The sequence below is a fragment of the Pseudolysinimonas sp. genome (assembly GCF_039912695.1).
Taxonomy (GTDB): Bacteria; Actinomycetota; Actinomycetes; order Actinomycetales; family Microbacteriaceae; genus Pseudolysinimonas_A.
Window position 1 is genome coordinate 95690 of record NZ_JBDSPJ010000014.1, and the last position, 20816, is coordinate 116505.

The 20816-nt window shown below is 67.5% G+C and carries 20 protein-coding genes and 1 tRNA gene; 14 read left to right on the forward strand and 7 right to left on the reverse strand.

Going from position 1 to position 20816, the window contains the following annotated elements; translation table 11 throughout:
• Window positions 1-4 precede the first annotated feature (4 nt).
• Genes ABIR17_RS05545 through ABIR17_RS05555 form a run of 3 tightly spaced genes read left to right on the forward strand, consistent with a single transcriptional unit; the run spans window position 5 to window position 4732 of the window.
• Window positions 5-2953: an aminotransferase gene (locus ABIR17_RS05545; protein ID WP_348003373.1), complete on the forward strand. Its 2949-nt coding sequence runs from the start codon at window positions 5-7 to the stop codon at window positions 2951-2953.
• A gap of 2 nt (window positions 2954-2955) precedes the next feature.
• Window positions 2956-3720, forward strand: a complete 765-nt coding sequence (locus ABIR17_RS05550; protein ID WP_348003374.1) for an SDR family NAD(P)-dependent oxidoreductase — start codon at window positions 2956-2958, stop codon at window positions 3718-3720.
• A 34-nt stretch (window positions 3721-3754) separates the two neighbouring features.
• Window positions 3755-4732: a Gfo/Idh/MocA family oxidoreductase gene (locus tag ABIR17_RS05555; RefSeq protein WP_348003375.1), complete on the forward strand. Its 978-nt coding sequence runs from the start codon at window positions 3755-3757 to the stop codon at window positions 4730-4732.
• A 40-nt stretch (window positions 4733-4772) separates the two neighbouring features.
• Here the strand turns inward: ABIR17_RS05555 and ABIR17_RS05560 are convergent, their stop codons facing one another.
• Window positions 4773-5663 (reverse strand): aminoglycoside phosphotransferase family protein, encoded by an 891-nt coding sequence (locus tag ABIR17_RS05560; RefSeq protein ID WP_348003376.1) that lies wholly within the window; start codon window positions 5661-5663, stop codon window positions 4773-4775.
• 36 nt (window positions 5664-5699) lie between these two features.
• On the opposite strand from ABIR17_RS05560, the gene ABIR17_RS05565 reads away from it, so the two are divergent.
• From ABIR17_RS05565 to lgt, 5 genes are all read left to right on the forward strand, one after another.
• Entirely contained in the window at window positions 5700-6206 is a 507-nt protein-coding gene (locus ABIR17_RS05565) for an amino-acid N-acetyltransferase (protein WP_348003377.1), read from the forward strand.
• Window positions 6203-6976, forward strand: a complete 774-nt coding sequence (locus ABIR17_RS05570) for an LLM class flavin-dependent oxidoreductase (protein WP_348003378.1) — start codon at window positions 6203-6205, stop codon at window positions 6974-6976. The genes ABIR17_RS05565 and ABIR17_RS05570 overlap by 4 nt, the downstream gene beginning before the upstream one ends.
• Before the next feature lie 72 nt (window positions 6977-7048).
• Window positions 7049-7645: a hypothetical protein gene (locus tag ABIR17_RS05575; RefSeq protein WP_348003379.1), complete on the forward strand. Its 597-nt coding sequence runs from the start codon at window positions 7049-7051 to the stop codon at window positions 7643-7645.
• Window positions 7646-7709: 64 nt separating this feature from the next.
• Complete coding sequence (fgd, locus tag ABIR17_RS05580) at window positions 7710-8711, forward strand: glucose-6-phosphate dehydrogenase (coenzyme-F420) (protein ID WP_348003466.1); 1002 nt, start codon at window positions 7710-7712, stop codon at window positions 8709-8711.
• Window positions 8712-8750: 39 nt separating this feature from the next.
• Window positions 8751-9716 carry a prolipoprotein diacylglyceryl transferase gene (gene lgt, locus ABIR17_RS05585; RefSeq protein WP_348003380.1) on the forward strand — a complete coding sequence of 322 codons (966 nt, stop codon included), beginning with the start codon at window positions 8751-8753 and terminating at the stop codon, window positions 9714-9716.
• Here the strand turns inward: lgt and radA are convergent.
• A complete protein-coding gene (gene radA, locus ABIR17_RS05590; RefSeq protein WP_348003381.1) occupies window positions 9645-10994 on the reverse strand; it encodes a DNA repair protein RadA in 1350 nt (449 codons plus the stop codon). The two genes, lgt and radA, sit on opposite strands and share 72 nt — an antisense overlap.
• Window positions 10995-11214: 220 nt before the next feature.
• On the opposite strand from radA, the gene ABIR17_RS05595 reads away from it, so the two are divergent.
• Window positions 11215-13887, forward strand: coding sequence for an LPXTG cell wall anchor domain-containing protein (locus ABIR17_RS05595; protein WP_348003382.1), 2673 nt, complete (start codon window positions 11215-11217; stop codon window positions 13885-13887).
• Here ABIR17_RS05595 and ABIR17_RS05600 read toward each other — a convergent pair.
• Both ABIR17_RS05600 and ABIR17_RS05605 read right to left on the reverse strand, forming a co-directional pair.
• Window positions 13874-15280 carry an ATP-binding protein gene (locus tag ABIR17_RS05600; RefSeq protein WP_348003383.1) on the reverse strand — a complete coding sequence of 469 codons (1407 nt, stop codon included), beginning with the start codon at window positions 15278-15280 and terminating at the stop codon, window positions 13874-13876. The genes ABIR17_RS05595 and ABIR17_RS05600 overlap by 14 nt on opposite strands.
• The gene (locus ABIR17_RS05605; protein ID WP_348003384.1) at window positions 15277-15954 is read right to left on the reverse strand and encodes a response regulator transcription factor; all 678 of its coding nucleotides are present in this window, start codon (window positions 15952-15954) and stop codon (window positions 15277-15279) included. The genes ABIR17_RS05600 and ABIR17_RS05605 overlap by 4 nt, the downstream gene beginning before the upstream one ends.
• A 122-nt stretch (window positions 15955-16076) precedes the next feature.
• Between ABIR17_RS05605 and ABIR17_RS05610 the strand changes: the two genes are divergently transcribed.
• On the forward strand, window positions 16077-16469 hold the full coding sequence (locus ABIR17_RS05610) for a hypothetical protein (RefSeq protein ID WP_348003385.1): 393 nt from the start codon (window positions 16077-16079) through the stop codon (window positions 16467-16469).
• A 76-nt stretch (window positions 16470-16545) separates the two neighbouring features.
• On the opposite strand, the gene ABIR17_RS05615 is transcribed toward ABIR17_RS05610, so the two are convergent.
• On the reverse strand, window positions 16546-16950 hold the full coding sequence (locus tag ABIR17_RS05615) for a hypothetical protein (protein ID WP_348003386.1): 405 nt from the start codon (window positions 16948-16950) through the stop codon (window positions 16546-16548).
• A 128-nt stretch (window positions 16951-17078) separates the two neighbouring features.
• Between ABIR17_RS05615 and ABIR17_RS05620 the strand changes: the two genes are divergently transcribed.
• Window positions 17079-17168: transfer RNA gene (locus tag ABIR17_RS05620), tRNA-Ser, on the forward strand.
• A gap of 84 nt (window positions 17169-17252) precedes the next feature.
• The gene (locus ABIR17_RS05625) at window positions 17253-18128 is read left to right on the forward strand and encodes a carbohydrate ABC transporter permease (RefSeq protein WP_348003387.1); all 876 of its coding nucleotides are present in this window, start codon (window positions 17253-17255) and stop codon (window positions 18126-18128) included.
• Between the two features lie 14 nt (window positions 18129-18142).
• Here ABIR17_RS05625 and ABIR17_RS05630 read toward each other — a convergent pair whose 3' ends face one another.
• Both ABIR17_RS05630 and ABIR17_RS05635 read right to left on the reverse strand, forming a co-directional pair.
• On the reverse strand, window positions 18143-18754 hold the full coding sequence (locus tag ABIR17_RS05630) for a DUF1349 domain-containing protein (protein WP_348003388.1): 612 nt from the start codon (window positions 18752-18754) through the stop codon (window positions 18143-18145).
• A complete protein-coding gene (locus ABIR17_RS05635) occupies window positions 18751-19422 on the reverse strand; it encodes a substrate-binding domain-containing protein (protein ID WP_348003389.1) in 672 nt (223 codons plus the stop codon). The genes ABIR17_RS05630 and ABIR17_RS05635 overlap by 4 nt, the downstream gene beginning before the upstream one ends.
• Before the next feature lie 6 nt (window positions 19423-19428).
• On the opposite strand from ABIR17_RS05635, the gene ABIR17_RS05640 reads away from it, so the two are divergent.
• Together ABIR17_RS05640 and ABIR17_RS05645 are read left to right on the forward strand one after the other, a co-directional pair.
• Window positions 19429-19935, forward strand: coding sequence for a beta-galactosidase trimerization domain-containing protein (locus ABIR17_RS05640; RefSeq protein WP_348003390.1), 507 nt, complete (start codon window positions 19429-19431; stop codon window positions 19933-19935).
• Complete coding sequence (locus ABIR17_RS05645) at window positions 19928-20752, forward strand: aldo/keto reductase (RefSeq protein ID WP_348003391.1); 825 nt, start codon at window positions 19928-19930, stop codon at window positions 20750-20752. Before ABIR17_RS05640 ends, ABIR17_RS05645 begins: the two co-directional genes overlap by 8 nt.
• The last annotated feature ends 64 nt before the right edge of the window (window positions 20753-20816 follow it).

A 20816-nucleotide genomic window follows, 5' to 3' on the forward strand; every position in this document is an offset into this window, starting at 1 on the left:
TATTGTGAGCGACACCACCTCCGCCGGCTTCGACTTCTTCGAAGCGGGGGCGCTGCCCTCCCCGCAAATCACCGCCGCCGAGGCCGAGCGGCTGGTCGCCGCCGAGTTCGGGCTCACCGTCACGGCCCGATCGCTCGGCAGCCAGCAGGATGCCAACTTTCTGCTGAGCGATGCTGAGGGTTCGGTCGTCGGCGTCCTCAAGGTGTCGAACGGCGCCTTCGGGGAGGTCGAAATCGAGGCGCAGGATGAGGGCGCGGCCTGGATCGCCAAACGTCTTCCCGAACTCCGGGCGTCGACGGTTCTCGAGCACACGACGGCGGGTCGACCGCAGCGCGTGCTGCGGCCCGGCGACTCAGGTGAAGTGGCGCGGATCGTCTCCTTCCTGGGCGGCGGAACACTCACCGGATCCAGCTACCTCCGACCCCCCGTCATCGAGCGGCTCGGCGCGCTCAGCGGCATGGTCAACCGAGAGCTGAGCGACTTCGAGCACGAGGGTGTTCATCGCAGGCTCCAGTGGGATCTGCGCGAAGCCACCCGAGTGATCGACGAGCTCGCGCACCACGTGGATGACGTCGAGCGGCGACGAGTCGTCGAAGAGGTGCGACGCGTCGAGGGCGCCAGGATCGCGGGACTCGCCGCGCGGCTCCCGGTCAGCGTCATCCACGGCGACATCACCGACGACAACGTCGTGCGCTCGAGCGACGAGCACGGCACCCCCGACGGCGTGATCGACTTTGGCGACCTCAACACGGGATGGTCGGTGGCCGAGCTCGCGGTCACGCTGTCGTCGATCCTTCACCACGAGGGAGCGACCCCGGTCTCGACCCTCCCGGCCGTCCGGGCGTTCCACCGCGAGCGGCCGCTCACCGGCGACGAGGTGCAGGCGCTCTGGCCGCTCGTGCTGTTGCGGGCAGCCGTGGGTGTCGTCAGCGGCTGGCAGCAAACAGCCATCGACGCGGGCAACGACTACGCGCGAGAAGCGCTGGAGCACGAATGGCGCATCCTCGAGAATGCGCTCACGGTGCCCACGGCGGTGATGACCGCGCTCGTACAGGACGCCCTCGGTTCGCCCGCGTCCCTGCTCGCGCTGCCGGCATCCTTCCAGCCGATGGTCGACCCGCAGCTGCGCGTGAGCACGCTCGATCTGTCGCCCGACTCTGACGCGATGGATGAAGGTGCCTGGCTCGTGACGGGCCGTGAGGATGCCCTCGCCCACGAGCAGCTGGCCGCCGGTGCCGACGCGGTGAGCACCATCCACCTCCAGCCGCGTCTCACCCGGTCGCCGCGCCTCTCCCGAGACGAGCCCGCGACCGCCGCGACCGGAATCGACATCTGGTTGGGGCGCGACACCGAAGTGCGCGCACCCTGGGCTGGGCGGCTGCAGGTGGAAAGCGGCGACGTCTCGCTGATCGGTAACGATCACGGCCTCGTGCTCCGGCTGAACGCCACCAGGGCCGACGTTCTGGCGTCGGACACCGTCGGCACCGGAGACCCCGTGCTGATGGTGAAGGCCGGATCTCGTCTCCGGGTCACGGTCCTTGCGGCGGGCGCCGACGTGCCCGACTTCGTGCGCGCATCCGAAAGCAGCGGTTGGCGCGCCGTCACCGCCGACCCCTTCGCGTTGCTCGGCGCGAGCGACGGTGTCGAGAAAGGTGGCCGGGTACTGACCGACGCCGACGAACTCGTGCAGGAGCGCGAGCAACATTTCGCGTCCGTGCAGGAGCACTACTACCGTCATCCACCTCGCATCGAGCGCGGGTGGCAGCACACCCTCATCGACACCGACGCGCGGTGCTACCTCGACATGGTGAACAACGTGGCCGCACTCGGGCACGCGCACCCCGGCGTGCAGCGGGCCGTCAGCCGGCAGCTTCGGCGCCTCAACACGAACTCGCGCTTCAACTACGGCGCGGTCGTCGACCTCTCCACCCGGCTCAGCGACCTGCTGCCGGCGCCCTTGGACACGGTCTTCCTGGTGAACTCGGGATCCGAAGCGGTCGATCTCGCGCTGCGCATCGCCCTCGCCACGACGGGTCGACCCGACATGCTCGCGGTCGCGGAGGCCTATCACGGCTGGACTCTCGCGAGCGATGCGGTGTCGACGTCCGTCGCCGACAACCCGAACGCGCTCGAGACGCGGCCGGATTGGGTGCACACCGTCGACGCGCCCAACGCCTATCGCGGGATCTACCGCGGCGCCGACGTCAGCCGCTATGCCGACGACGCGGTGGCCATCATTCACCGGCTCGCCGCCGAGGGCCGGCCGCTGGCTGCGTTCATCGCTGAGGCCTTCTACGGCAACGCCGGCGGCATGGCGCTGCCGGATGGCTACCTCGACAAGGTCTACGCCGCCGTCCGCGAGCACGGCGGGCTCGCCATCGCCGACGAGGTGCAGGTGGGTTACGGCCGGCTCGGCGAATGGTTCTGGGGCTTCGAGCAGCAGGGGGTGGTTCCCGACATCGTCACCGTGGCCAAAGCGATGGGCAACGGGCATCCGCTCGGGGCCGTCATCACGAGCCGTGCGGTGGCCGAGCAGTACCGCAACCAGGGCTACTTCTTCTCATCGGCCGGCGGAAGCCCGGTGTCGAGCGCGGTCGGGTTGGCCGTGCTGGACGCGTTGCGCGACGAGAAGCTGCAGCAGAATGCGCGGGATGTCGGCCGACACCTCAAGGGGCGGCTGACGCAGCTCGCCGAGAAGCACGAGCTGATCGGCGCGGTGCACGGCTCGGGCCTCTACCTCGGCGTCGAGTTGGTGCGTGACCGCGCCACACGTGAGCCCGCGACGAGCGAGACGGCCGCCATTTGCGAGCGGATGCTCGAACTCGGCGTCATCATCCAGCCAACGGGTGATCGCCAGTGCGTTCTCAAGACCAAGCCGCCGATGTGCCTCGACAGGGCGTCGGCCGACTACTTCGTCGATGCGCTCGATCACGTTCTGAGTACGGGGTATTGACGATGGATCAGGCGCCCAGAAGCGCGCTGATCACGGGCGCCGGCAGCCCAGGCGGCATCGGTTTCGCGACGGCGAAGCAACTCGGCCTCGACGGCACGCGGGTCATGCTGACCTCGACGACGGACCGCATCCAGGCGCGGGTCGACGAGCTGCAGGCGCTCGGGATCGACGCGACCGGCTACGTAACGCGGCTGGACACCGAGCCCGAGGTCGCCCGCCTCTTCGACGGCCTCCACGCGGCAGGCACGACGCCGTCGATCGTGGTCAACAACGCGGGCATGATCACGGTGAACGACGCCGAGATGGAATCCGGCGACATTCTCGGGAGCGTGGATGCGTGGAACAGGTCGCTCGCATCGAACCTCACGACGGCCTTCTTGGTCTCGCGGGCGGCCGTGCCAGCGATGAGGGATGCCGGCTGGGGGCGGATCGTCAACGTGTCGAGCCTCACCGGACACGTCATGGCTGCTCGCGCTGATGTCGCGTACGCCGCCGCAAAGGCGGGCATGGTCGGGCTCACGCGGGCCCTGGCCGTCGACGAAGCACCGCACGGCATCACGGTCAACGCGGTGGCGCCCGGGTGGATCGCCACCTTGTCGCAACTCCCGGAAGAGGCGGTGGCAGGCACCCGTGTTCCCGTCGGACGCAGCGGCACCCCCGACGAAGTCGCGTCCGCGATCGTCTGGCTGGCGTCTCGGGAAGCGTCCTACGTCACCGGACAGGTGATCGTCATCGACGGCGGGAACAGCATCGCCGAGGAGCGCTGACCCGTCGAGCCCGCGCGGGCCTACGCTCGACGTCATGAGGGTTGCTGTTGTTGGAACCGGAGGGTGGGGCGAGCAGCACGCCCGCATCTTCTCCCGCCGCCCCGATACCGAACTCGTCGGCATCCTCGGCCGCGACCCTGAGCGCACCGTTACCCGTGCAGCCGCGTACGGCACGGAGGGCTTCACCGATCTTGACGCGATGCTCGCGAAAGCCCGGCCCGAAATCGTCACCGTGTGCCTGCCCAACGAGCAGCACTTCGAGGTGACCCTGCGACTCCTGAAGGCCGGAGTGCCATTGCTCGTCGAGAAGCCGCTGGTCTTTGACCTAGCCGAGGCCGACATCCTGCTCGCGGAGGCCGCGCAGCGGGACCTGTTCTTCGCCATCAACTTCAACCACCGCTACGCCGAACCCGTCGCGCGTGCCCACGCGGCGATCACGGCCGGCGTCATCGGAACCCCGGTGTTCGCCACCTGGCGGTTCGGCGGCGAAGCGAACCACGGCACCTCGCGGCACGCGAACCTGATCGAGACTCAGTGCCACGGCTTCGACATGCTCGAACACCTGGTCGGCCCGATCTCGTCGGTGATGGCCCAAATGACGGATGCCACCTACGGCGACTGGAGCACGGTCGCGCTCGCCCTCGAATTCCAGAACCGGGCGGTCGGCACGATGCTCGGCAGCTACGACTCGTCGTACGCGTACCCCGATTCACAACTCCTCGAAATCAACGGAACCGAAGGTCGCCTGGTCATTCACGACACCGTGCGCGAACTGAGCATCCAGCGTGCGGGAGACGAGACAGCTCAGGTGTGGCGCGCCGGGTACTTCAATGATGAAGCGCGCAACTTTCACGGCACCTTCGACCGACACGTGGATGCCGTACTCGCTGCTCTGCGCGCGGGCGCCGCACCGCCGGTGCCTGCGTCGGCCGGCCGGCGGGCGCTCGAACTTGCCCAGGCCGCGATCGCCTCGCATGAGACCGGGCGACGCGTGAGTACCGTCGCCGTGTAACTGATTCGCCCCGTAACTGATTCGCCGTCGAGTGGCCGAGTCAGCCCCTGTGCAACTGGGTGAAGGTGTGCCGGGCGATCGCGCCCATCCGCGGGGCGTCGTCGGCGTGAGCGAGGTAGGTCACCGCGAGTCCGGCCGCCCAGGCCCGCGCTCGCACCCAGACCGCGTCGTCGTAGGAGCCGTTGGCGTCGAGACGCTCCCGCAACTGCGCACGGCCTTCTGGCCCAAAACCTGTCCAAGCGAGCGCGAGGTCGGTCGCCGGGTCTCCCGAGCACAGGTCGCCGAAGTCGAGCAACGCCACCAGGTCGCCGCGCACTGGATCAACGACCGTGTTCGCCGGATGCAGGTCGCCGTGCACCCATACCGGGTCGCCGTCCCAGATCGCAGCCGTCGCGCCGGCGGCGAAGGCAGCCTCCACCATGCCCAAGTCGTCGCCGTCCAGATCCGTCGCAGCGAGGTTGCCACGCCACGCCTCGAGTCGATCGGCGAGCGGTACGCCCCGCACCCGGTTCACGGGCGCGCCACCAGGGGCGCGGCGATGAAGAGCGAGGAGCGCGTCCGCGGTGGTGTCGGCCGCGGCATCCCGAACCGGTGGCGGAACCTCGTCGAGACCCGACCCGTCGATCCAGGCAACGATCGACCACGGCCACGGGAATCGTGCCGTCGGCCTTCCGACCGCGAGGGGCGACGGGATGATCACGGGCAGTACCGTAGTGAGCGTCGGGAGCCAGCGCTGCTCGTTCTCGATCAGCGGCACGGCGACCTCGCGTCGCGGAAGTCGCGCAGCGAATCCGGACCCCAGGCGGTAGATGACGTTGTCCCAGCCTCCGGCCACGAGATCCACGGGGCCTGCGAACGATGGGTGCTGCTCAGCGACGAGCGCCGCGACAAGCGCAGCATCCGAACGAATGTCGGACGGCGGGCGCTTCATGCCTCCACCTAAGCACGGCATGAGTACAGTCGTCGCGTGACTGATTTCACCGTGCGGCGGGCACGCACCGGGGACATCCCGGCGATCGAGATGCTGATTGCACCGCTGGTCGAGTCGCGGGTGCTGCTGGGCAAAGATCGTGTCGTCTTCTACGAGGCGGTCCAAGAGTTTCGCGTCGCGCAGAGCGACGACGGTGAATTGATCGGATGCGGTGCCCTGCACGTCATGTGGGAAGACCTCGGTGAGGTGCGCACCCTCGCGGTCGCGGGGAGTCGGCGCGGGCACGGGGTGGGACGCGCGATTCTGGATCGCCTCGAAGCGGATGCTGTCGAGCTCGGCCTGACGCGTCTGTTCTGTTTGACGTTCGAGACGGGCTTCTTCGGCAACCGCGGCTACCGCGAGATTGGCGAGAGCATCGTCTCACCCGACGTCTACGCCGAGTTGGTGCGGTCGCCCGACGAAGGTGTCGCCGAGTTCCTCGACCTCGCTCGCGTGAAGCCGAACACTCTCGGCAACTCCCGCATGCTCAAGGCCCTGGCGTGAGCACTCCCACCACCGCGAGGTCGATCGGACTCGCCGGCACCCTCGGACCGGAGCGCATCGCCCGGCTCGCCGTGCATGTTGAGGCGGCCGGGTATCGCGCCCTGTGGGTCAACGACAACCCGGGTGGCGACTCCCTGGCGCCGATCGCGGCCGCCGCCCAGGTCACGACGACACTCGGCCTGGCGACGGGGATCGTTCCGCTCGACCGGGTAACTGCCGCCGAACTGGGGCGTCGGGTTGGCGATCTGCCGCACGACCGCATCCGCATCGGAGTGGGCAGCGGCAACGCGGTTCACGGGCTCGCGCTGCTCGAGGCGGGAATCGCCGAACTTCGGGCTGCGACCGACGTCCCGGTGTTGATTGGAGCGCTCGGCCCGCGCACCCGTCGGCTGGCCGCTCGGGTGGCTGACGGCATCCTGTTCAACTGGCTCAGCCCCGTGACCGCCGCACTCGCGATGGCGCAACTCGCCACTGATACTCCCGAAGGTCGGCCGGTTGGCGCGGGAGTGCTCTACGCACGCACCATCGTCGAGCCGGAGGCCCGCGCTGCACTCGAGGCGGAGGCCGCCAAGTACGCCGGGCATCCCGCGTATTCGGCCAATTTCGCACGTCTCGGCATCACCCCACTCGAAGCGACCATCGATCTTGGCGACCCCGAATCACTTGAGGCATTCCAGGACGTTGTCGACGAGTTGGTGCTACGCGTGATCACCGCGACTGGCACCGATGAGGAGATCATCCGGGTGATTGAGGCTGGCGCACCCGCGTGATCTGCCGTTCCAAACTGCGGGATCGGGCGTGCCGACCTGGGTACGCGGCGCGTGCGGGCTTAACCTGACCGCATGTCGACGTTGCGCAACCCCACTGGGCCGCAGCCGTCGTCGGTCTATTGGCGGCGACGGTTGGTCGTTCTGCTCGGACTCGTCGCGGTCATCGTCATCATCGTGCTGATCGTCGTCGGTCGCGGCAACGGCGGCACCCCGACCCCCGCCCCGTCCGCCGACCCCTCGAACACCTCGGTGTCGACCGACGACGCCGTCGCATGCGATCCGGCGGTGATCACGATCGAGCCGGTGACGGATGCCACCAGCTACCCCGCAGGTCAACAACCGCAGATCTCGATGAGGATCACCAACCGCGGGTCGACGGCGTGCACATTCGACCTGGGGACGAAGGCGCAGCAGTACCTGATCGTGAGCGGATCCGACCCGATCTGGAACTCGAAAGACTGCCAGACCGACGGCACCGTCCTGCCCTACGTGCTGCAGCCGAACAAGCCGGTGCCGACGGTCGCATTTGCCTGGGACCGCACCCGCTCGGCGCCGTCAACCTGTGACACCGCGCGCACTCCGGTCACTGCGAGTGGCGCAACCTATCGCTTGAGTGTTGTGCTCGGCGAGGTGAAATCGGCCGGAGACGCTCCGTTCATCCTCAAGTGACAAGCTAGAGATTCGGCACCACTGATTCGCCGAACTCGTGTTCGCCGACCTCTCGGGAGAACTGATGCAGCTCAAGCTTGGCTACAAGGCATCCGCTGAGCAGTTCGATCCACGGGAGCTGGTCGAGATCGCTGTCGCCGCGGAGGCCCACGGGATGGAGTCGGTCGCGGTCAGCGACCACTTTCAGCCCTGGCGGCACGAGGGCGGGCACTCGCCGTTCTCGCTGACCTGGATGGCCGCCGTCGGCGAACGCACCTCCACCATCAGCATCGGCACCTCGGTGATGACCCCAACGTTCCGCTACAACCCGGCCGTGATCGCCCAGGCGTTCGCGTCGCTCGGAGTGATGTACCCGGGCCGCATCTGGCTCGGGGTCGGCACCGGGGAGGCGCTCAACGAGATCGCCACCGGCTGGAAGGGCGAGTGGCCCGAGTTCAAGGAACGGCTCGCCCGTCTCCGTGAGTCGATCACCCTGATGCGCCAACTGTGGACCGAAGATCGCGTCACCTTCGAGGGCGAGTACTACTCGACGGTCGAGGCGTCGATCTACGACCGGCCCAAGACGCCCATCCCGGTGTACATCGCCGCAGGCGGTCCGTTCGTCGCGAAGTTTGCCGGCCGCACCGGCGACGGCTTCATCTGCACCTCGGGCAAGGGCATGAGCCTCTACACGGATGAACTCCTCCCGGCGGTGATCGAGGGTGCGACCGCGGCCGACCGCGACCCCGAGTCGATCGACCGGATGATCGAGATCAAACTCTCCTACGACACAGATGCCGACGTCGCCCTCGAGAACACCCGGTTCTGGGCGCCGCTCGCGCTGTCGGCGGAAGAGAAGCACGACATCACCGATCCGATTGAGATGGAGAAGGCGGCCGATGCCCTCCCGATCGAGAAGATCGCCTCACGCTGGATCGTCGGCAACGACCCCGACGTCGTGGTCGCGCAGATCAAGCAGTACGTGGATGCCGGCCTGAACCACCTGGTGTTCCACGCACCCGGGGCCGACCAGCGCCGGTTCCTCGAACTCTTCGAGAAGGATCTCGCTCCGCGTCTGCGTTCCTAGTCGGGGCACTGGCGCTCACAGCAGCCTGCTAAGAATCTGATGCAGGATCTTCGGGTGCTACCTGCGAGTATCCCCAGCCCCGATCCGGTTTTGTCGCATTTCTCGGTCGGCCCCCTGACCATTCACACTTACGCGCTGTGCATCCTCGCGGGAATCGTCGCCGCGGTGATCATCGCCCAACGCCGACTTTCGGCGCGCGGGGGAAAGCCCGGACAGGTGATCGACATCATCCTGTGGGCGGTGCCGCTGGGCATTGTGGGGGCCAGGTTTTATCACGTGTTCACGCACGTCGGCGACTACTTCCACCCCGGCGCCAACCTCTGGGAGATCTTCGCGATCTGGGACGGCGGCAACGCGCTGTACGGTGCGCTGCTCGGTGGCACGGTCGGTGCGCTGATCGGATGTCGTCGGGCCGGCATCCGGCTGTGGTCGTTCGCGGATGTTCTCGCGCCCGCGATGCTCGTCGCCCAAGCGATCGGCCGCCTCGGCAACTGGTTCAACCACGAGCTGTTCGGACTGCCGACAACGCTTCCGTGGGGGCTCGAGATCTTGCCGTCGGACACGATGTTCCCGCCCGGGCTCCCGGCCGGAACCCTGTTTCATCCGCTGTTCCTGTACGAGATCATCTGGAACCTCATCGGCCTGGCGCTCATCCTGACGCTCGAACGGCGACTGCCGTTGCGCTGGGGCAAAACGTGGGCGTTGTACATGATCTGGTACGGCTTGGGCCGAAGCTGGCTGGAGGCGATCCGCATCGATCCGACCAGCAACGCGTTCCTCGGCATCCCGGCGAACATCTGGGCATCGTTCGTGGCGATCGCGCTCGGAGTCGTGCTGTTCGTGGTTCAGACCAAGCGTCATCCCGAACCCGAGACGTCGATCTTCCTCGACCCGACTCGTCAGGCCGAAGAGCCGCGCGCCGGTCGCCAGAAATCAGAAAGCGGGAACGCTCGCCCGCTCGGACGGGGCCGCGGCGAACGCGATGCCGATCGCGCTGTGAACTGATCCGGCATCCCCGTCGATCACCTGGGTGTAGCCGAGGCGCTTGGCTTCGCCGAGCCGCTGTCGTGCGGCAGCCACCGGGCGGATCTCGCCCGCCAGGCTGATCTCACCCACCGCAGCGAGGGTCTGCGGGAGGGCCACGTCTTTGACGGCGCTCGCGATCGCCAGCGCAATGGCGAGGTCGGTCGCCGGTTCGGTGAGTCGCATGCCGCCGACCGTCGAGACGTAGACATCCGAGGTCGATAGGCGCAGCCCGCAGCGTCGTTCGAGCACGGCGAGAATCATCGCGACCCGGGATGAGTCGACCCCGTTGACGATGCGGCGCGGCTGGGGCGCGGTGGTTCCGACGACGAGGGCCTGCACCTCGACCGGCAGCGCCCGACGACCTTCGAGGGCGATCGTGACGCAGGTGCCGCTGACCGGGGTTCCGCTGCGGGAGAGGAACAGGGCCGAAGGATCGGGTACCTCCGCGATGCCGTCGCCGGTCATCTCGAAACATCCCACTTCGTCGGTCGGGCCGAACCGGTTCTTCAGGGTACGCACGAAGCGCAGCGCGGTCTGACGGTCGCCGTCGAAGGTGCACACCACATCCACGAGGTGTTCGAGTAGCCGGGGGCCGGCGATCGAGCCGTCTTTCGTGACATGACCAACCAGCAGCACGGGCAGGTTGCGGTCTTTGGCGATGCGGATGAGCGTGCCCGCGACTTCGCGAACCTGGGCGGGTTGCCCAGCCGCCCCGTCGGAGAGTGCCGACGACACCGTCTGCACCGAGTCGACCACGAGCAGCCGCGGCTTCACGGCATCCACATGCCCGAGGATCGTCGCGAGGTCGGTCTCGGCGGCGAGATACAGCTCGTCAGAGAGGGCGCCGGTGCGTTCGGCCCGCAGTCGCACCTGCGACGCAGACTCTTCGGCGCTGACGTACAGGACGCGCTCGCCGTTCTGGGCCGCGCGCGAGGCGACCTCGAGCAGCAGCGTCGACTTGCCCACCCCGGGTTCCCCCGAAAGCAGGATCGCAGCGCCCGGCACGAGGCCCCCGCCGAGCACGCGGTCGAACTCGCTGATGCCGGTCGGCCGGTAGGCGCTCGACTCGGCGCCGACCTCGGTGATCGGGCGCGCGGTTCGGGATGCCGGCGGAGCCACCGCGGCGACCGCACGGGTGGGCGCCCCCTGTTCGACGAGGGAGTCCCAGGTCTGGCACTCGCCGCAGCGGCCGACCCACTTGAGACTGGTCCAGCCGCACTCGCGACAGGCGAAGCCGGGAGTCGCAGGGCGGGCCATGCCCCGAGCCTAGAGTCGGCCGCCGACAGAGCCGGGGGACGCCACGGAACGCAGAGCCGAGACCTTCGTAGGAAACGGGGGAGGGGTCGTCCCCCTCTCGGGGGACGCTCTCCACCCCTGCATGGGTCGCACCCCTGTTGGGGCGTAGGGATCGCATCCCGGCCCGCTTATGGTTCAGGCCAGGGCCAACAACCTATGGGCCCGATCCTGGGGGATCCTCGTGTCGTCTTTCCGTACCCGCCTGCTCGCCGTCGTCACAACGCTCGCCGTCGTCGGCCTGACGTCGCTCGGCGCAGCGTCAGCCGCCACAGCCGGCCCCGAGGCACCGGCCCTGACGGCCACGCCGCAGGATGCGACCCCGGGCATCTGGGATCCGATCGACATCGACCTCACCCTGACCGGCGTCGACGCCAGTTGCCTCGAGGACAGCGAGAACATCGACGCCATGACGGTGTCGTACACGGCCTGGGGCTATACCACCGGAGACGACTACCACACCGGGTCGCCGACTTCGGGAACCCTCCCCGCCTTCGACCCGAGCCTCGTGCAGACGCAATCCTTCGGCGCTGTCGGTAACGGCTACTCGATCCACGCCGAATACACGGTGAGCAGTCCCTGCTTCGAGAGCGACCTCACGGCCCAAACCGACGTCGGCACCGACTTCGTGCAGTCCTACGTCTACGGCCAGACGCTGACCTGGGACGGCACCGACTCGTGGTGGACGGGCACTCAGACGGAGGGCGTCGTCGTCGACCTGATGGAGGTCTCGGCCGGAGAGAACGGCACCCCCGTCGCGACCGATACGACGGATGCCGATGGTGCGTACAGCCTGAATGCCCCGTTCACCAGCGACGCCGACATCGCACGCACGTACAAGATCCGCTTCACCTTTCCCGACGGCGGCCCGGTGGTCTACTGGCTCGCCGGTCAGCAACCGAGCGAGTCTTCGCCGGGAGCCTGGGGCGACGGCGGCGACTCGGGTCCGGCGACGTGGGCCAACACGGCGTACTCCGGTGTGCGTTATGCCGGCGGCAGCGAAGATCCGCCCACCGACCCGACCGGCGAGGAGGTCAGCGGCACCGTCTACGCCCAGAACACCCTGCGGGGTCTGACCGCGGACGACTACGACCTGGCCGAGGGCGCGACCGTCGACGTGATGATCTACAACGGGAGCGACACCGTCTACGACACCGACACGACGGATGCCTCGGGCGCCTATTCGGTGGTGGTTCCGACCTCCGACTGGAACGCCACCGTCCTGCGCGTGACGCTGCTTGACGCCTCGGTCTGGTACTACCGGGCGGATGCCGGCCCGGTGACCCCGTCGCCGGCCCAGCGGTGGGGCGGCACCTTGCTCTCCGGGACGGAGTCCCCGACCACCGGCTACGACGTTTACGCCGGCCGCGCGATGAGCCCGACCGATCTGGACACCCTGTGTAACGCAAACGAGGACTACGCGACCGCAACCATCGCATGGGATGGGGTCTGTGAGGCCTCGGGCGGGATCGTCGACGCGGCGACGATCGGCCAGAACCGCGGCGATGCCTTCGACAACTACGGCTACGTCGAATTCACGGCTCCCGGTTTCACACCCGATGGACGGAAGGGGGCGAACCTCTTCGCCGACCAGCTGGTGTACGTCGCCACGGGGGATTCGCACTCCGTGAGCGACACGGCTGACGGTCGCCGCTACACCTTCACCGACGACGACGCGTGGGTGTTCGACGACGCCGGCGACCTCGTCAATGTCGACGTCACGGTCGACCGGCTGTTCTCGGGCAGCTGGGTGACCTGGAACATCTCGGTCTTCGCCCACGGCACCTCGACGCTCCTGACCGACGTGCCCTACTACTTCTACGGCGAACTCGGGTCGGACAACGACACCCGCTGGCACGGCACCGGCTCGGTGCTGCTGAGCGACGACGGCGAGTCAGCCAGCGACCCGATGGTCGGGCACATCCTGGTCTCGGGCGGCACCTGGAGCCATGGCGACGACAGCGACGACTGGATCGCGGCATCCCTCTCCGGTGCCGCGGAGATCGTGGTCGTGCTCTTCGACTACTGCGACACGCAGCCTGTCGCCGACGCGCAGGCGATCCTCGCCGACTGGGAGTCGTCGTACGGCGACGACCTCGACATGCTCGGCGTGTGCTCGGGACCGTGGAGCATCGCGGCCCCCGACCTCACCGTTGGCGTTCCGTTCGACCAGACCTACACGGTGGCCCGCGAGGACTGGGACTGGAACTACGGCGGCACCGCGCAACTCATGGGACTGCCGGATGGACTCCAGTACGAGATCCTCGACGAGTGGGCGAGCGACACCGCGCAGAGCATCCGGATCTTCGGTACTCCGACGACTGCCGGGGCCTACACGTTCTCGGTGCACGTGGAGGTCTACGTCAACAGCTACGACTTCGACGTGACCGGAACTGTGGCACCGGCGACGGAGTCGACTGACCCCGAGAACCTGAGTCTCAACTTGGACATCGACCTCGGCGATCCCGTCGAGGGGGCGACGGTCACCGCGACAGCATCCGGTCTCGGTGACGGCGCGGGATTCAGCATCGTCGTACATTCGACGCCGCAGACGCTCGCGACAGGGTCGGTTCCGGCCGGCGGTGTCCTCACCAGCACCGCGACCCTGCCGACGCTCGAGGCAGGCTGGCACACCCTGACGTTCGCGAGCACCTGGGCTAGCGGGAATGCTGCGGCGGCGAAACTGTGGTTCCAGGTCAGTTCGACCGGCACCCTGCTGGCGATCTCGAGGGTCGATCCGTCCCTTGCGAACACGGGTCAGGATGTCTCCGGGTCACTGTTCCTCGGAAGCGTCTGCCTGCTCGCCGGTCTCGCGCTCGTGGCTCTCCGTCGGAGGTCGGCGGTCAGAGCCCGCTGAGTCCCGTCGGGCGCTGGAAGCGCACCACGGCATCCAGCCCGCCACCCTCGCGGGAGTCAAGCCTGGCCTCGGCACCGCTCAACCTCGCGAACTGCGCCACGATCGCGAGCCCGAGTCCGCTGCCGGGAGTCGTCGACGACCCGCGCCAGAACCTGTCGAATGCGCGGTGGCGGTCGGCTTCGGGGAGACCTGGACCCCGGTCGAGCACGTGCAGTTCGACGTGACCCCCAACGGTCGTAACCCGCACCTCGACCGCAGCCGCGTTGGGCGATACCGCGAGAGCGTTGTCGATGAGGTTGTCGACGATCTGTTCCAGCGCGGTCGGCACGGCGAGCACGCGGGATGTCGTGGGGGCTTCGCAGCTGACGGTGCGACCGGACTCTTCGGCGAGGGCCGCCCACTGCTCGACCCGATCGCGGGCCACGTCGGCGAGATCGACGACGACGAGGGGTGCTTCTTTCGCCTCCGCCCGGCTCAGCATGAGCAGCCCCTCGACCAGGAGTTCGAGACGCTCCACCTCGTTCTCGGCCGCATCGAGACGTTCGACCGCGGCATCCCGATCGCCGGATTCGACCAGGACGCGTGCGCGTTCAAGTCGGAGGCGCAGCGCGGTGAGGGGAGTGCGAAGTTGGTGGGATGCGTCAGCCGCGAACCCGCGTTGCTGTTCCATCGCATCGTCGACGCGGCTCGCCATGTCGTTGAACGACCGGGCCAGACTACGCAGCTCGGGAGCACCTTCCGCAGGGTCGGCCCGCACGCCGCGCTCGCCGCCCGCGAACCGCTCAGTCGCGTCGCGCAGCAACCGCAGGCGTCGGGTGATCGAGCGGGACAAGACCATCCCGATCAGTCCGGCGAGCAGAACCGTGACGAGCCCGACCAGACCGAGCGTCACGACTTTGCGGTTGACGGCGGCGTCGATCTCCGATGCCGGATAGGTCAGTCGCACCGCCCCGAAAACCTCGGACCCGCTGAGCACCGGCACCGCGACGTACAGCAACTGCTGATTCAGCGTCTGCGAGAACCGCTCACCCGAGACGACCCCGCCCGCGAGCGCTTGCGCGATCTCGGCCCGACTCAGGTACGACTGCCCGACCGCAACGGGGTCGTCGTCGCTCGAGACGACCACGACGCCGGCCCGGTCAACGATGATGGTGCGCGCTCCGCCGGCATCCCGATAGGCCTTCGCGAGCGCGGTGATGCCTCCATCGGCGTCGGGCGTGGCGGAGTGCAGGGCCTCCTCGCTGCGCCCGGCGAGCAGAAAAGCGTCGCGTTCGAGAGCCGTCACGATGCGCTCACGTTCGGTTGCCGACAGGTATCCGGCGAGCGGGATGTCTTGCACCAGTAGCGCGAGCAACACCAGTCCGGCGAAGGCGGCGAACAGGCGCCAGGTCATGGGTTTCGCGGCTTCGGGGGCTCGAACCGGAACCCGATGCCCCGCACCGACTGGATCCACGACGCGTCGCCCAACTTCCGGCGGATGGCGGCGACATGAGCGTCGAGGGTTTTGGTCGCCCCGTACCACTCGGTTTTCCAAACATCCCGCAGGATGTCCTGCCGGCGCAGCACCGCGCTGCTGTCGGCCGCGAGGTACGAGAGCAGGTCGAACTCGGTGGGGGTCAGGTGCACCTCTTCGTCGCCGAGGGTTACCCGGCGGGAGCGGGCGTCGATGTTCAGGGCACCGTGGGCGGATGCCGGGGTCGGCTCGGCTCCACCGGAACGTCGGGCGAGGGCGCGCAACCGGGCGAGGAGTTCACGCATTCCGAACGGCTTCGTCAGGTAGTCGTCGGCGCCCAACTCGAGGGCGAGCACGCGGTCGGCCTCGTCACCTCGGGCGCTCACGACGATGATCGGCACGGCATCGTGTTCTCGGATGCGTCGGCACACCTCGGTGCCGTCGAGGTCGGGGAGGCCGAGATCGAGGATCACGAGCTCCGGGTGGAAGTCGGCGACCGCGGCAAGACCGCCCGCGCCGGTGTCGGCGCGACGCACCTCGTAGGTCTCGGAGTCGAGTGCGTCAGCGATGCCGGCCGCGATCGCCGCGTCGTCTTCGATGATCAGCACCCGCATGGTGCCATTCTCGCTGTGCTGCGGCGGGAGTTACCGTGTTCTCTTCTCGGAGCCCGGATCTTGGACGTTTCTTGGATTTACGGCATCCTGGCCTTCGCCGTCGAGTTCGTAAGGTCGAAGACATGAAGAAGCAACTGATGATCGCCCTCACCGGCGGCGCCATTCTCGCCCTCGCCGGCACCGGCATCGCCGTCAACGCAGCGACGCTGTCGCTCTCGCCGACCAGCAACATCGGCCAGGTGCCGAACGTTCTCGTGCCGTCGCCTTCGCCGTCGCCCTCGTCGACTCATGATGCGAACGACGACAACTTGCCGCACAACTCGGGGCAGGATGACGGTGCCACCCATGACGCCGGCGACGACAACCCCAACTCAAGCAACTCGGGATCGGGTGGCTCCGGCACGGATGACTCAGCTACGGGATCCGACCACTCGAGTTCGGGCTCGGGGTCGGATGACTCTGGCCATGACAGTGGCGACGACAGCGGAAGCGGGGGACACGGTTCCGACGACTGATCGTCACCACTAGCCAGACACGAGCCCGCGGCTCCCGGGGATAATCCCCAGGAGCCGCGGGCTCGTTGTTTGTCGACTAGGGCGTGGGGGCGGGCGCGGGGTCGACCGGGCCGCCGGGGTTGGTGTTGCCCGTGTTGCCGGGGCGACCCGGCATCCCATTCTGTTTGCCCTCACCGCGGTGCGGTGGCCTGGACTGCTGGCCGCCCTGACCGCCCTGACCGCCCTGTTGTCCCTGCTGAGCGCCAGGTCCGCCGGGGAAGTGGGCCTGCTCCATCGCGACGCGGCCCTCGCGGTGGTCGGTGGCCCGCCCAATCGCGAACCCTCCGATGCCACCAACGACGAGCGCGAGCGCAATCGCCAGGGCTGAAACGAGCGGCACCAGCCAGCTGCGCCGCTCGCGAACGATCGTCACCGGAGTGGCGGTCGTGACGGGTGACGCGGCTTCCACCGGCGCCACTTCGGGGTTCTTGTTATCTGCCATGTGGACCACCGTCGCCGGAGCGTCTCGGGCTAGACCCAGGCTGGGCTATGGATCCGCCGAGAATCGTCCGGCGGCCGCCGCGATGGGGACGGCTCGATGAGGATGCCGACTGGGCTAAGATCGTCCGCGGTACCGTGTCCGAGCGGCCGAAGGTGCAACTCTCGAAAAGTTGTGTGGGTGAAAGCCCACCGTGGGTTCAAATCCCACCGGTACCGCCAAGGAAAGACCGGGAACTCAGGGTTCCCAGCCCGGGGCGGTGAAATCGAGCCGAAGGGTCGTGAGTGGCGGTGAGAAGCAACGCTGTGAGAAGCAATCTGCGCGTCGTCCGCGCAGGACTGGCTCCCAGCCGCTGGTTGGGACGCGTGCTCGCGTTTGCCATCGTCGCGTTCTTCACGGTGTTCTTCGCATTGCCCGTGGCGTGGCTTCTGCTGGCATCGACGAAGAGCACCTCGCAGCTCAATGGCCTAGGCGGCGAACTTCCGCTCAGCTTCGGGTCGTTCGACCAGCTCGCGCAGAACTGGATCCATCTCACCGGGTACCAGCACGGCATCATCTGGGTCTGGCTCGGCAACTCGGTGCTCTACTCGGGAGTCGCCCTGGTGATCACGATCCTCGTGACGATCCCCGCGGGCTACGCGCTCGCGATGACCGACTTCAGAGGCCGTCGCGCCCTGCTCATCACGACGCTCCTGGTCATGCTCATTCCCAGCACCGCCCTCGCGCTTCCGATCTTCCTCGAACTCGCGACCGTTCACCTCATCAATTCGCCGCTCGCGGTGATCCTGCCGTTCTCCTTCTTTCCCTTCGGCGTCTACCTGGCATACATCTACTTCTCCACGACGGTGTCGCGCGACCTTCTCGACGCCGCCCGCATCGACGGCGCGGGGGAGTTCGCTGTCCTCCTGCGGATCGCCATGCCCCTCGCGGCCCCCGTCATCGCCCTGGTCGGTTTCTTCAACTTCGTCGGGAACTGGAACAACTACTTCCTCCCCTTCATCATGGAAACCGGGTCGACGAGGGTGCCTGTGCAGATTGGCCTGGCGGACTTGACCCGGGGTCTCAGCTCTCCCCAGCTGGCCTTCGCGATCCTCCTCTCCGTCGCGCCGGTGCTGATCATCTTCATGTTCTCGCAGCGCTTCCTCGTCACCGGCCTGACGGCGGGTGCCACAGTTGAGTGAGCGGAAGGCGGGAGCTAACTGCCGTCACGGGAGTCCTGGAGCCCAGTCTCCTGCCACCGGAAATCTGAGAACACCACGCTCGTCCCTTCGCCGGCCGGCGACTGCGCGGCAATCCCGATATGGAGCGCAACGTCGTTGTTCTGATTGAGCGTGAAGTAGCGAACGAGGTCCCACCGGCGACCATCGTTCGAGGCGTGAAGCGCGAACGTCTTGCCTGTGCGAGCGATCCGTAAGAGAACGTCTTCCTTGACCAGAAACGTGCTGTTTGCGTCATCCGATCGCCCGTGAGTGACGACCGTGACCACCCGCTTCTGCCCGAGCGGATCTACCTCTGCGCAGATCTTGAACCACGCTTCGTCATTGAAATATCCGACCAGCGCACCAGAATCGAACTTTGCCCTGAATGTCACCCTGATTCGGGCGCTGAATTGGAAGTCGCCCGTAACTTCACAGGTGAAGAGGCTCGCCGTGTTGACGAGACCGTCACCGCTTGGGTCCGCGAAGAGGTCGTCCCCCGCTTTCGCGACGAGGGTCACTGCGTTCGCGTCGGACTGTACAACTGATGCGTGGTCGCCCTCCTCACTCGTGAGCGGATGCGGAAGTTGTGCAATGGAGATGGCGGTCATGCAGTCGCGGTCTGAGGTACTGGGCCGGTCGACCGACGCACGATCAGTTCGGGGGGTCGTGCCTGCGATGGCGGGGGCGCTATGCCGTCGATGCGCGCGAGCAGTTGCAGCACCGCATCCCTGCCCTGGGCGGCAAAGTCGAGCCGAAGGGTCGTGAGTGGCGGCGAGAAATACGCCGCTTCCGGGGTGTCGTCGACCCCCGTCACGCTCACGTCGTCGGGTACCCGGTGGCCGCGCTCGCTGAGGGCGAGCATGGCACCGAGCGCCGTCTGATCGTTGGCTGCGACAAACGCCGTCGCGGGTAGCTCGGTCGGCAGTGATGCGATCGCTTCATAACCGGAGCGGGAGGACCAATCGCCGTGGATGACGCCTCGAGAGCGAAGGCCAAACTCGACGACTGCCGCCTCGTACTCGCGAACGCGGTTGCGCGCCCCCACCCAGTCGCGTGGGCCGGCTATGTGCACGACATCGCGGTGCCCGAGATCGGCGAGGTGCCGCAACACGGGGAAAAGACCGCCGGGCGTTGAGTCGGTCGGAAGCCTGTCGTGGCCTGTGGCCAGGTAAAGCGGCACCCGAAACGTCGTGGTCTCCACCGCGTTCGTCACCTCGTCGGTCGAAGCCCGGCAGCACTCGACAACCTCGCCGCCTACGCGGATCGCGGTGGCCATCTCGTCGTGACGTTCCAGACCGGCATCGTCGATGAGGCGATGCACATCACCGCGGGCGGCTACCTCGGATCGCTGCAGGCGACGCTCGGCGTGAGCATTGAGGAGTTCGCTCCGCTCGCGCCCCCGGACCTCCGGAAGGATGCCACCGACGCACCGCCGACGGTCGCGCTCGAGGGTGAGCTGGCGGGCACGGGAGCACTGTTCAGCGAATACCTACGGGTGTCGGATGCGGACGTGCTCTCGGTGTTCGCGTCTGGCAACCTCGCGGGGGGTGCCGCCATCACGCGGCGCGCGAACGCCTGGTATGTCGCGACGCTGCCCGACCGCACCCTCACCGGCAAGCTGCTTGACGACGTGCTCGCCTCGGCGGGCGTGCCGACGGATGCGGCCGGCCCGGATTCGGCGGGCATGGTCGAGCGCGTGCAACGCGGCCGATACCGATTCGCGATCGATCATGGCTCGCAGGCCGTGCAGATCGAGGTTCTCGCGAAGACGGCAACGCCGGATGCCTAGGGGCTGGTACCGGCGGATCGGACAGACGCCGCTATCCACCTCGACCATCATCGCGGGAGCGTCGCCGCTGGGCTCGATGCCTCATCTCTACGGCTACGACGTCGACGAATCGGCGGCCGTGGACTTCGTCCGCGCGCTCCTGCGAAGTCCCATCCGTGCCATCGATACGTCCAACAACTACAGCGACGGGGGCAGCGAGCGTCGAATCGGAAAGGCGATCGCGTCAGCCGGGGGAGTTCCCGATGACTTCTTAGTCATCACGAAGGTCGACCGTTCGGGAGAAGACTTCTCCGCGAGCCGGGTGCGCGAGTCATTCCGGGAAAGTTTGGAGCGGCTCGGCATGGAGCGGGTCCCCCTGCTCTTCCTGCATGACCCGGACGCGTTCGACTTCGAGTACATGACGTCCGCGGGGGGCGCCGTCGACACACTCGTTCAGATCCGTGACGAAGGGCTCGCCGATGCCATCGGGGTTGCGACGGGTAACACCAGACTGTTGCACCGGTATCTCGACCTGGGTGTGTTCGATGTGATCTTGTGCCACAACCGGTTCACCCTGGTCGATCGCAGCGCAGACGATCTCTTCACTCGCGCGGTCGAGCTCGGGGTGGGAGTTCTGAATGCGGCCGTCTACGGCGGCGGAATCCTGGCGCGCCCCGGCCAATCGACGAATTACTCGTACCAGCCGGCTAGTCGCGAACTCCTTCAGGCGATCGCCGCCATGGATTTCGAGTCTCATCGCGTCGGCCGGGAGGCAGATCCCGGATGCTGTTTGGGACGAACTGGAACACCTTGTCCCGCCCGCCTCGACGTGGCTTGATCAACTGAAGACCTGACCCATTGACTTGGGTGTCCTGATGCCTCCGGTGACGTCACCGAGAAGG

Coding starts and splice junctions, on each gene's coding strand:
- ABIR17_RS05550 (WP_348003374.1), top strand. CDS start 2,956: ATGGATCAGGCGCCCAGAAGCGCGCTGATCACGGGCGCCGGCAGCCCA.
- ABIR17_RS05555 (WP_348003375.1), top strand. CDS start 3,755: ATGAGGGTTGCTGTTGTTGGAACCGGAGGGTGGGGCGAGCAGCACGCC.
- ABIR17_RS05560 (WP_348003376.1), bottom strand. CDS start 5,663: ATGAAGCGCCCGCCGTCCGACATTCGTTCGGATGCTGCGCTTGTCGCG.
- ABIR17_RS05575 (WP_348003379.1), top strand. CDS start 7,049: ATGTCGACGTTGCGCAACCCCACTGGGCCGCAGCCGTCGTCGGTCTAT.
- fgd (WP_348003466.1), top strand. CDS start 7,710: ATGCAGCTCAAGCTTGGCTACAAGGCATCCGCTGAGCAGTTCGATCCA.
- lgt (WP_348003380.1), top strand. CDS start 8,751: ATGCAGGATCTTCGGGTGCTACCTGCGAGTATCCCCAGCCCCGATCCG.
- radA (WP_348003381.1), bottom strand. CDS start 10,994: ATGGCCCGCCCTGCGACTCCCGGCTTCGCCTGTCGCGAGTGCGGCTGG.
- ABIR17_RS05600 (WP_348003383.1), bottom strand. CDS start 15,280: ATGACCTGGCGCCTGTTCGCCGCCTTCGCCGGACTGGTGTTGCTCGCG.
- ABIR17_RS05605 (WP_348003384.1), bottom strand. CDS start 15,954: ATGCGGGTGCTGATCATCGAAGACGACGCGGCGATCGCGGCCGGCATC.
- ABIR17_RS05610 (WP_348003385.1), top strand. CDS start 16,077: ATGAAGAAGCAACTGATGATCGCCCTCACCGGCGGCGCCATTCTCGCC.
- ABIR17_RS05615 (WP_348003386.1), bottom strand. CDS start 16,950: ATGGCAGATAACAAGAACCCCGAAGTGGCGCCGGTGGAAGCCGCGTCA.
- ABIR17_RS05630 (WP_348003388.1), bottom strand. CDS start 18,754: ATGACCGCCATCTCCATTGCACAACTTCCGCATCCGCTCACGAGTGAG.
- ABIR17_RS05635 (WP_348003389.1), bottom strand. CDS start 19,422: ATGGCCACCGCGATCCGCGTAGGCGGCGAGGTTGTCGAGTGCTGCCGG.
- ABIR17_RS05645 (WP_348003391.1), top strand. CDS start 19,928: ATGCCTAGGGGCTGGTACCGGCGGATCGGACAGACGCCGCTATCCACC.